Origin of the sequence: Kitasatospora sp. NPDC059973, from assembly GCF_042737525.1 — a bacterium.
Taxonomy (GTDB): domain Bacteria; phylum Actinomycetota; class Actinomycetes; order Streptomycetales; family Streptomycetaceae; genus Kitasatospora.
In genome coordinates, this window is sequence record NZ_JBHWUI010000032.1 from 52,694 (window position 1) to 63,090 (window position 10,397).

Annotated in this window: 11 protein-coding genes; 8 read left to right on the forward strand and 3 right to left on the reverse strand. The window is 73.4% G+C overall.

The window, feature by feature from the left end; genetic code table 11:
• Positions 1-5 precede the first annotated feature (5 nt).
• Entirely contained in the window at positions 6-464 is a 459-nt protein-coding gene (locus ACFWA9_RS11980) for a hypothetical protein (RefSeq protein ID WP_380385983.1), read from the reverse strand.
• 359 nt (positions 465-823) lie between these two features.
• On the opposite strand from ACFWA9_RS11980, the gene ACFWA9_RS11985 reads away from it, so the two are divergent.
• The 5 genes from ACFWA9_RS11985 (at position 824) to ACFWA9_RS12005 (ending at position 4,737) form a co-directional block, all read left to right on the forward strand.
• Positions 824-2,200: a hypothetical protein gene (locus ACFWA9_RS11985; protein ID WP_329486159.1), complete on the forward strand. Its 1,377-nt coding sequence runs from the start codon at positions 824-826 to the stop codon at positions 2,198-2,200.
• A 186-nt stretch (positions 2,201-2,386) separates the two neighbouring features.
• Entirely contained in the window at positions 2,387-2,836 is a 450-nt protein-coding gene (locus ACFWA9_RS11990) for a DUF6325 family protein (RefSeq protein ID WP_380385985.1), read from the forward strand.
• Positions 2,837-2,888: 52 nt separating this feature from the next.
• Positions 2,889-3,179: an SHOCT domain-containing protein gene (locus ACFWA9_RS11995; RefSeq protein ID WP_352292364.1), complete on the forward strand. Its 291-nt coding sequence runs from the start codon at positions 2,889-2,891 to the stop codon at positions 3,177-3,179.
• Positions 3,180-3,294: 115 nt separating this feature from the next.
• A complete protein-coding gene (locus tag ACFWA9_RS12000) occupies positions 3,295-3,624 on the forward strand; it encodes a hypothetical protein (protein ID WP_329486162.1) in 330 nt (109 codons plus the stop codon).
• 117 nt (positions 3,625-3,741) lie between these two features.
• On the forward strand, positions 3,742-4,737 hold the full coding sequence (locus ACFWA9_RS12005; protein ID WP_380385989.1) for an aldo/keto reductase: 996 nt from the start codon (positions 3,742-3,744) through the stop codon (positions 4,735-4,737).
• 46 nt (positions 4,738-4,783) lie between these two features.
• On the opposite strand, the gene ACFWA9_RS12010 is transcribed toward ACFWA9_RS12005, so the two are convergent.
• Complete coding sequence (locus ACFWA9_RS12010; protein WP_380385992.1) at positions 4,784-6,055, reverse strand: serine hydrolase domain-containing protein; 1,272 nt, start codon at positions 6,053-6,055, stop codon at positions 4,784-4,786.
• A 615-nt stretch (positions 6,056-6,670) separates the two neighbouring features.
• On the opposite strand from ACFWA9_RS12010, the gene ACFWA9_RS12015 reads away from it, so the two are divergent.
• Positions 6,671-6,748 (forward strand): tryptorubin family RiPP precursor, encoded by a 78-nt coding sequence (locus ACFWA9_RS12015; RefSeq protein WP_350540985.1) that lies wholly within the window; start codon positions 6,671-6,673, stop codon positions 6,746-6,748.
• Between the two features lie 81 nt (positions 6,749-6,829).
• Positions 6,830-7,876 carry a cytochrome P450 gene (locus ACFWA9_RS12020; RefSeq protein WP_352292370.1) on the forward strand — a complete coding sequence of 349 codons (1,047 nt, stop codon included), beginning with the start codon at positions 6,830-6,832 and terminating at the stop codon, positions 7,874-7,876.
• Positions 7,877-7,931: 55 nt separating this feature from the next.
• Here the strand turns inward: ACFWA9_RS12020 and ACFWA9_RS12025 are convergent, their stop codons facing one another.
• Complete coding sequence (locus ACFWA9_RS12025; RefSeq protein WP_380385995.1) at positions 7,932-8,768, reverse strand: hypothetical protein; 837 nt, start codon at positions 8,766-8,768, stop codon at positions 7,932-7,934.
• Between the two features lie 185 nt (positions 8,769-8,953).
• On the opposite strand from ACFWA9_RS12025, the gene ACFWA9_RS12030 reads away from it, so the two are divergent.
• A complete protein-coding gene (locus tag ACFWA9_RS12030; RefSeq protein ID WP_352292374.1) occupies positions 8,954-10,303 on the forward strand; it encodes a M14 family metallopeptidase in 1,350 nt (449 codons plus the stop codon).
• Positions 10,304-10,397 lie beyond the last annotated feature (94 nt).

The window sequence follows — 10,397 nt, forward strand, 5'->3', positions numbered from 1 at the left end:
CGGGGTCAGACCACGTCCCGCCCGCGCAGCGTCCCCGCGCACAGGGCCCAGATGATGAAGATGTTCACGGCGATCAGCACGATGGCCCAGAACGGGTAGTACGGCAGCCAGAGGAAGTTGGCGATCAGGCTGAACCCCGCCAGGACGACGCCGACGGCGCGCGCCCAGACGGCTCCGGTGAACACCATGACCCCGGCCAGCACGACGAGGAGGCCGAGGATGAGGTGGATCCAGCCCCAGCCGGTCAGGTTGAAGCGGAACACGTAGTCGTTCGTCCGGACGAACAGGTCGTCCTTGGCGATGGCCGCGATCCCCTCGAAGATCGCCATCGTCCCGCCGAAGACCATCAGGATCCCCGCGAGCACGATCCACCCGGATCGCAGCAGGTGCCCCGAGGAGCGCGCGGGCGCTGCCGGATCGGCGCCGGCGGGCGGCGGCTGGGGCGGGTTGAGATTGCCGGCCATGAGGGCCTCCGAACTCTCGGGGAGCCGGCAGGCCCATGGGTCCGGACCCGGCGGCGGCTCCACGTTCCAGCGTTCCACACCCCCGCCGCGGGCGCGCCCCGTGCCGGGGCCCCGGCCGCCACCCGTACGGCCGTTCCCGCTGGTGGGCCGGGGCGTGCGCGGCTCTGCTGGGGAGGAGCTGTCACCACGTGCGCTCCCCGGCGGGGCACGCGTCCGACCCCAGGGAGAGTGCGATGGCCCCGACGGATTCCGGAGCGGATCCCACCGGAGCGAACGGAGCCGAACCGCCCGGCGACCGGCCTCCGCACCCTGCTCCGCCGCCGGCTGCCGCCGCCCCGGAGCCACCGACACGACCTGCGGTGGAACCACCACCGAGGCCCGCGCCGCAACCGCCGGACGAGGTCGAGCACCTGAAGGCCCGGATCGCCGCGCTGGAGCGCACCGCCCCGCCCCGCCACCGGGAACACCACCGGCTGCGGACCTCCGGATCCGTGGTGGTCATCGTCATCGCGTCGCTGCTCTCGCTGATCTCCGTCCTCGCGGTCTGGACGAGCGACATCGTCGGCAACACCGACCGCTACGTCTCCACGGTCGCGCCACTGGCCACCGATCCGGCGGTGCAGGACGCCGTCACCACCCGGGTCACCCAGGTCGTCCTGGACCAGATCGACGTGAACGGGCTGGTCAAGCAGCTCTCCGACGCGGCCGCCGAGCAGGGCGTGCCGGCCCCGCTCGCGACCCTGATCGGCGGTCTGAGCGGGCCCATCACCAGCGGCCTCAACGACCTGGTGCACACCACCGTCGACCGGGTGGTGACCAGCAGTGCCTTCGAGTCGATCTGGGTCGACGCCAACCGGCTGATCCACACCGCCCTCGACAAGGCCCTCACCGGCAAGGGCGGCGGCGCGGTGACGCTGACCAACAATCAGGTCGGCATCGACATCGCGCCGATCGTGGCGAAGGTGAAGACCGAGCTGGTGGACGCCGGCCTCGGGATCGCTTCCAAGATCCCGGAGGTCCACACCGACTTCGTGGTCTTCCAGTCCGAGGACATCGGCAAGGTCAAGACGTACTTCCGGCTGCTGGAGATCATGGGCTCGTGGCTCCCGGTGGTGACCGTCCTGGTGGCCGCCGGCGGCGTCTTCCTCGCCTCCAACCGGCGCCGCGGCCTGGTCGGCGCGGCCGTCGGCGTGGCGCTCGCCATGCTGCTGCTCGGCATCGTCCTGACCGTCTTCCGCGCGTACTACCTCGACCGCCTGCCACCGGGCGCGAACCAGGCCGCCGCGGGCGCCGTGTACGACACCCTGATCCGGTTCATGCGCGCGAGCATCCGGGTGGTCTTCGCGGTGGCGGTCGTCACCGCCCTGGGCGCGCTCCTGATCGGGCCGTCCCGCGCCGCCGTCGCGATCCGCACCGCCTGCCGCCGGATGGTCGACGCCCTGCGCGAGGTGCTGTTCGGCATCGGGATGCGGCTGGGCCCGGTCGGCCCGTTCGTCCACCGTTTCAAGCGGTGGATCGGCGCCCTGATCCTCGCCGTGGCGGCGGTCGTCCTGGCCACCTGGAACTACCCGACCACGGCGGTGGTCCTGTGGATCACCCTGGTGGTCCTGCTCGCCTTCCTGATCCGGGAGTTCCTCGACACCGGCCCGGGCCCGGGCACCGTCACCGGCCCGGACGGAGCCCCGGGCCCCGGGCCCGGCACCGTCTCCGGTACCGGGCCGCCGACCCACGCCTGAGCGCCCGCCGCCCGGCTCCCGGGCCGCCCCGCCGGGCCGGGATGCGCGGTGCGGCGGGCACTGCTGGAATGGCAGGAGCGGGAGCCGCCCGCGGCGGACGCCGTCCGCCGCGCGCCGCCCTCCCGGGCGCGTACCGCCACGGCATCGGCCGACAGCCTCCGCCCGGCCGACCGGAGAGGACCCGACATGAGCGACGAGCTGAACGAGACCGGACCGATCGACTACATCGTCGTCGAGTTCCCCGGCAGCCGGATGACCGGGGAAGGGCTGCCACTGCTGGTCGACCTGGTCGACCGGGGCATCATCCGGATCCTCGACCTGACCTTCGTCCGCAAGGAGACGGACGGCTCGGTCACCGGCCTCGAACTCGCCGACCTCACCGGTGACGGCCTGCTCGACCTCGCCGTCTTCGACGGCGTCTCCTCCGGCCTGCTCGACGAGGAGGACCTCGCCGACGCCGCCGCCGTCCTGGAGCCGGGCAGCTCCGCCGCCGTCCTCGTCTACGAGAACGTCTGGGCCGGCCCGCTGGCCGCCGCCCTCCGGCGCAGCGGGGCGCGGCTGGTCGCCGACGGTCGCATCCCGGTCCAGGCGATCCTCGCCTCCCTCGAAGCGGCCGAGGGCAAGGACGGACGCTGAACCCGTCCTGCCCGCCCGCTCGCCCCACCCCGAAGGTCAAGGAGGTTTCGCCATGCCAGGACTCCTTCGCGGCGTCGCCCGAACCGCCGTCGTCGCCGGTACGGCGACCGCCGTCTCCAACCGGGTCTCCCGGCGGCAGGCCGGCCGCTGGGCCCAGCAGGAGGCGCCGCAGCCCCAGGCCCAGCCCGCCGCCCCACCGGCGGCGGCCGCCGCGCCGGCCGCCGAGCCCGACGACATGGCCACCCGGCTCGACCAGCTCAAGCAGCTGGCCGAGCTCAAGAACCAGGGCGTGCTCACCGACGCCGAGTTCGCGGCCCAGAAGTCCCGTCTGCTCGGCTCCTGACCGGCGGCGCCGGCCCGCACCCCGGGCCGGCGGCCACGGCGAGGGCGCCTTCGTCCCGGCCGGTGCCCCGACGCAGCCGGTGAACCCCGGTCTGCCGCGACAGGGAGGCGGTCCCATGAGCCGCGAGTACCACTTCCACTGCGAGTACGCCGGCTGCTCGGTCACCGTCGGCATCCACCTGGGCGGCACCCGGGCGGTGGAGCTGCTGGTCGACGGCAAGGAGGTCGCCGCCGAGCGGATCCCCGGCCACCACGCCCAGGTGTGCCCGCTCAGCACCACGCTGCCCACCACCCCGCCGCGCCCGGTCACCGTCGAGGCCGAACTGCCCGGCGCGGTTCGCGGCGCCCCGTCCGCCACCCTGGTCGACGGCGACACCCGGCTGCCGATGCCCGAACGCGAGGTGCCGCGCCGGGCCGGACCGACCGAGGTCTCCTGGTACGGCTGACGGCGCCGGCGGGCGGCATCGGGCCAGGCCGGAGGCGCTCCCCCGGCGGAAGTTAGGGTTCGGATGCGGGCGGCGGACCACCGCCGCCGCGCCCGGACCGCCGAAGGGACCCCGCCCATGCCGACCGCACCCGCCACCGGACCAGCCGTCGCACCGTCACTCGCGCGGTTCGGCCTGGGCACCGCCGCCGTCGGGCGGCCCGGCTACATCACGCTCGGGCGCGAGCTCGACCTGCCGGCCGGGCGCACCGTCGAGGCGATGCGGGAGCGGACGCACGACCTGCTCGACGCCGCCTACGCGGCGGGGGTGCGCTACTTCGACACCGCCCGCTCCTACGGCCGCGCCGAGGAGTTCGTCGGCGGGTGGCTCGCCGCCCGGCCGCGGCTCGCGGCCGAGGTCGTGATCGGCAGCAAGTGGGGTTACACCTACACCGCCGACTGGCGTGCCTCCGGGGTGGCGGTGCACGAGGTCAAGGAGCACTCGACGGCGGTGTTCGACCGTCAGATCGAGGAGACCAGGCAGCTGTTGGGTGGCCTGCCGCAGGTGTACCTGGTGCACTCGGTCACCCCCGACAGCCCGGCGCTCGGCGACCGGGCGCTGCACGAGCGGCTGGCGGCGCTGGCCGCCGAGGGCGTCCGGATCGGCCTGTCCACCAGCGGACCGGCGCAGGCCGCCACCGTCCGGGCGGCCCTGGAGGTGACCGTGGCGGGGCGGCCGCTGTTCGCCGCCGTCCAGTCCACCTGGAACCTGCTGGAGCCGTCCGCCGGGCCCGCCCTGGCCGAGGCGCACGCGGCGGGCTGGCTGGTGGTGGTCAAGGAGGGCATGGCCAACGGCCGGCTCGCCGACCGCAACGCGACCGGGCCCGGGACCGCCGCGCTGCGCGAGCTGGCCGCCCGCACCGGCGCCTCCTGCGACGCGCTCGCCCTCGCCGCGGCCGCCGCCCGGCCCTGGGCCGACATCGTGCTCTCCGGCGCGGCCACCACGGAGCAGCTGGCCTCCAACCTCACCGCGGCCGGGCTCGACCTCGCCGCCGCGGACCTCGCCGCGCTCACCGTGCTCGCCGAGCCCGCGGAGGCGTACTGGCGCAGCCGCGCCGCGCTGCCCTGGGAGTGAGCCCGGGCCGGGCGGGCCGCCGCAGCCGGCCCGGGCCCGCGGCCGGTCAGACGCGGGTGTCCTCCACCACCGGGACGACGCGGTCCGACGCGCCGCCGCCGGCCGCGGCCGGCGCGGTCCGGGCCGCCGGGGCGGCGGGCCGCTCTCCGCAGAAGGCCGGCTCCAGCGCGCTCATCAGCCCCGTCGTGACGGCCCCGTTGTTGGAGGCGTTGGCGAACACCACCACGCTGCGCCGGCCGTCGGGGGTGACGAAGCTCTGGGTCTGGAAGCCCTGGACGATGCCTCCGTGGCCGAGGACGGTCCCGCAGGAGAGCGCGATCTGGCGGATCCCGAGTCCGTAGCCGACCTTCGCCGTGGGCGTGGGGAGGACGGCGGTCAGCTGCCGCAGCGAGTCGTCCGAGACGAGCCCCCCGGCGCGGCCCGCGACCAGCGCGGTGAGGAAGCGGTCCATGTCGGCGGCGGAGGAGATGACGCCGCCGGCGCTCCACAGCCAGGACGCGGTCTGCTCGGTGGAGTCCAGCAGCGGCTTGGCGCGGTCGTCGTTGGTCAGGTAGCCGGTGATGTGCGGGCCCGCGATGCGCTTCTCGGGCACCACGAAGGAGGTCTGCCGCAGCTTCAGCGGCTCGATGATCTGCTCGCGCAGCACGTCGGCGTAGGCCCGGCCGGTGAGGTGCTCGACCGCCATTCCCATCAGTACGTAGTCCGTGTTGGAGTACGCGTACGCCGCCCCCGGGGCGCTCCGCACGCCGTGCTTGACGGAGAGCGCCACCAAGTCCCGCGGTGTGTACACGGCGTTGCGGATGCGCGCCTCGAAGGCGCTCGTGGTCTCCTCGCCGTTCTGTTCGAGCAGGTCGTCGGTGTGGTCGTAGATGCCCGCACGGTGCTGCATCACCTGGCGGCCGGTCATCGTCCAGCCCTCGGGCAGGGTGCCCGGCGGCAGGTAGTCGCGCAGCGGCCTGTCCAGGTCGACGAGCCCCTGTTCGGCCAGGCGCATCACGAGCACGGCGGCGAACATCTTGCTGTTGCTGCCCACCCGGAACTGCCGGTCCGCCCTCATCGAGGCGCCGCCGAGGTCGGCCTTGCCCATCGTCAGCGACCATTCGCGCTCGCCCGGGCCGTGGTCCCTGATCACCGCGAAGGCGCCGGGGGCGCCCGCGTCCAGGGTGTTCCGCAGTGCGGTCCGCACGGCGGTGGTGTCCGGGAGGGGCGGTGCGGCGGCCCGCGGCGCCGCGGCGGCCGCCCCCGTCCCGAGGGCGGTCGTCATCAGCGCGGCGGCGGCCGCCAGTGCTCCGGCACGCGTGAGCCCGATCGTCACCATCGACAAGTCCCCTGTCTCGTTGGCATCCCGCGCGGCGGGTCCGCGCAGACCAAGATCATATCTCCTCTGCGTGACAGATGTTGACTGTCCGTCACCACTCGGGTCGCGCGCCGGAGCATATGGACCGACCCTCGGTCGACGGTCGGTGGCGATGCCATGACAGCGCGCCGCCCACCCTGCGGGCGCGCTCCGGCGCGCAGGGGCACCCGCCTTGCCCGAACGGGCAAACCTAACGTTCGGTCGGCCCTCCGTGTGCGGCGGACCGCCCTCGCCCCGCCGGGCGCCGGACGCCCCCCGTTCACCCGACCGCCACCCGGAGCAGGGCCGCGACCTGCGCGGAAGCCCGGCCGCTCCCGCCGCGCAACGTCTCCGATGGGCACGATCCGCCCAAGTCGGACCATTCCGCCCCTTCCGCCGGCAATCGGCAGCAGTCGGCCGTGAAACCCGCCGGCCCGCCGGACCGGCGAGTGAGCTGCGTCACTTGACGCTCTATGGGCCCCGGGCTTGACTTCGGGGCGACGAGAAAGCGGATCGCGGAATTCAGCGAGTAATCACCGCACACCCGTCGAGCCTTTGCATGATTCGTCCTGTTCACCGTCAGACGGAGGTACTGCCATGAAGCTCGTCCACTTCGTGAAGAAGGTCATGCCGGAGAAGAGCCTGAAGGCCTACGCGTGGTACGGCTGGATCTAGTCGGGTAGTTCGTCTACCGGGCACGGGCCCGGTGAGCTGTCGTCTCACCGGGCCCGTGCCTTTCACCCTTGGAGTTCACCGATGTCCATGTCCAGTACCGGCAGGAGCGCCCGGGCCACCGTCTTCGCACCGCGGATCGAGGAACTTCTCCGCAGGTACCGCGGGGCGGACCTCTTCCGTCTGGAGCACGACACCATCGGGGTCGCCGGCGCCGACCTGATGGACAGCCTGCTCCGCAGCCGGCCCGCGAACGACTCCGAGCGCCCGACCTTCAAGCCCGTCCAGGGCCGGTCCGTCACCCGGACGGACGCGTCCGCGCTCATGCAGGCCGTCTCCGCCGACGTCCGCGCGGCGCTGAAGAAGCCCCTCGGCGACGAGGTCGACCTCACCGGGAAGTGGCCGCACGTCGCGCACGTCTATCTCCGGGATCTCGTCTTCGGCCGGGAGAGCTTCCGTTTCCGCGTCCTGGTGGACCGCCGCCTGGAACTCACGCCGAAATTGACCTGGGCGGCCGTCGCGGCCGGCACCGCCATGCTCGGAAAGCCCGGCACGGAAATCCCGCTGTCCAATCTGGCGGCCCGCGTGCTGGACGCCGAGAGCTATGACGACCGCCGGTATGCGATGTACCTCTACCGGCGGGTCGCCGCCCCGATCTGTTTCACCGTGTCCGCCCTCGTGACGAATGCGCTCTGGCTCGGTTCGCCTTTCGAGGACGGCGTGTCGAACCGGGACGTCCTGCTGGAGTCCCTCCGGCTGCTGCCGCCGTCCTGGAACATCCTGCGGATGGCCTCCCCCGAGTTCACCGCGGTGGACGACCGGATCGGGGCCAAGGACGACCTGCTGATCCTCCCACTGGTGAGCCACCGCGACCCGCGGCTCTGGGAGGACCCGGACAGCTACCGCCCTGAGCGCTGGGCCGACCTCGACCCCGACGACCACCCCGGGTACCTCCCGTTCGGCCATGTGAACGAGCGCTGCTGGGGCCGGCACATGGTGATGCCGCTGGCCGAACGGCTCCTCGACATCGTGCGCCGGGACGGTCTCGTGGTGAACCCGGAGCAGACCGTCGGCAAGGTCGAACTCGACGGCCTGCTCGAAGTCTCCGACGTTCGGCTGGTCCGGCGCTGAGCCGTGCCGTCCGGGCCCGGCCCCTCCCGGTCCCGGACGGCACGGGCCGCCCGCCTCAGCCCCGGGGCGCGCCGGCCAGGAACCGGTGCAGCGAGGCCGTCAGGGCGGTGGCGAAGGCCTCCCGGACCGGTTCGGCCACGCGGTCCAGCGACAGGTAGGGGTTGAGGTCCTCCAACTCGACCAGCAGCAGCTCCCCCTCCGGGGCGCGGCAGGCGTCCACCCGCTGGATCCCGTGGTCGAGCGTGTTCCAGTCGATGAACCCCCGGGCGAAGGCGAGGTCCGCGTCGGTGGGGTGGTACGGCTCCAGGATCCAGCGCCGCTCGGGATCCGGCGCGTACAGCGCGTACTGGAAGGCGTCGTCGACGAAGTAGAACGACACCTCGTAGCGGAAGTCGACGCGCGGCTGGACGAGGATGTCGCCGTACGCGAGGCCGGACAGTCCGTCCGGGTCGACGAAGGCCAGGCCGATGGAGTCGGCGCCGGCCTTCGGCTTGACGGCGTACTGGGCGCAGCCGGGCAGGCGGTCCAGGTCCTCGGGCCGGTCGACGGTGGGGATCACCGGGTGCCCGGCCTCGGTGAGGTCCAGCAGGTACTGCTTGCCGGCCATGTCTCCGCGCCCGGTGAGCGGGTTGTAGACCCGGGTGCCGCGTGCGGCGGCCGCGGCCCGGAAGGCCTCGTACCGCTCCTGGTAGTGCAGGACGGGGCCGCTGTTGCGGACCAGCACGGCGTCGAAGCCGTCCATCAGCGCGGCCGCGTCCAAGGGGTGGCAGAGCGCGATGTCGAAGTCGGCCCGGAGCCGGGCGGAGAGCCGGATGTCCTCGTCGCAGTACCGCCGGCCCCGGGCCTGGTAGGCGAGGTCGGTCACGAACAGAACGCTGGGGCGGGCGGGCACGTGGCGCCTCCTCGGTCGGTGGCGGCCCAACATACCCACCGGCCGGTCCGGGCCCGGCCGGGGCCCCGGGCACCGGTGGCCGCCCGACTCCTTGACGAATCCATGACAGCGGCGCACCATCGTGCTGGCGCGCGCCGCACCTCCTCCCCGTTCCGTCCCTACGGACCCCCCACAGGAGGACAGTCATGCGACTGCCCCGCCGAGGGAAGCCCGCCGCGGTCGCCGCCGCCGTGCTGGCTCTCGCGCTCGCCTCCCCGCTCACCGTCCAGGTCGCCGCCCAGCCGGTCACCGCCGGCCCGGCCGCGGCCCCCGACTCCGCCCGTCAGTACGTCCTCGACGGCCCCCGCACCGTCGCCGAACGCACCGCCGTCGCCGCCACCGGCGCGTCCGTCGACGCCGTGCGCTCCGATTCCGTGGTGGTCACCGCGACCGCCGCCGAGGCCGACCGGCTGCGGGCGCTCGGCTGGTCCCCCAGCCCGCTCCCGGAGCCGGTGTACGGCGACGGGGCCGGCACACCGGGCGTCGGCGCCGCGGTGTACGACTTCCCGTCCGCCGACTCCGGGTACCACAACTACGCGGAGGCCACCGCCGACATCGACGCCGTCGTGGCGGCGCACCCCGACATCATGAGCAAGCGGGTCATCGGCACCTCGTACGAGGGCCGGCCGATCGTCGCCGTCAAGATCAGCGACAACGTCGGCACCGACGAGAACGAACCCGAAGTGCTGTTCACCGCCCACCAGCACGCCCGCGAGCACCTCACCGTCGAGATGTCGCTGTACCTGCTCCACGAGTTCGGCGACAAGTACGCCACCGACAGCCGGATCGCCAACGCCGTCAACAGCCGGGAGATCTGGGTGATCCCCGACCTCAACCCGGACGGCGGCGAGTACGACATCGCCACCGGCCGCTACCGCAGCTGGCGCAAGGACCGCCAGCCCAACGCGGGCAGCAGCAGCGTGGGCACCGACCTGAACCGCAACTGGGACTACAAGTGGGGCTGCTGCGGCGGCTCCTCCGGCTCCACCTCCAACGAGACCTACCGGGGCGCCGCCCCGGAGTCCGCCAAGGAGACCAAGGTGGTCGCCGACTTCGTCCGCACCCGCGTGGTCGGCGGCAAGCAGCAGATCACCGCCGCCATCGACTTCCACACCTACAGCCAGCTGGTGCTCTGGCCGTTCGGCTGGACCACGGCCAACACCGCCACCGGGATGACGGCCGACGAGTACAACACCTTCGCGACCTTCGGCCGGGCCATGGCCGGCACCAACGGCTACACCCCCGAGCAGTCGAGCGACCTGTACATCACCGACGGCTCGATCGACGACTGGCTGTGGGGCACCCAGCGGGTCTTCGCCTACACCTTCGAGATGTACCCCGGTCCGAACGGCAGCAGCGGCTTCTACCCGCCCGACGAGGTGATCGGGCGCGAGACCAGCCGCAACCGCGAGGCGGTGCTGCGCCTGGTGGAGACCGCCGACTGCATGTACCGCGCGATCGGCAAGCAGCAGCAGTACTGCGGCATCGCCTCCTGAACCGCGGACGCCGCACCGGCCGGGGCCTCACGGGACCCGGCTGCCGCGGCGCTGGCCCGAAGCGCTGGCCGCCACCGCCACCCTCGTGCTCACC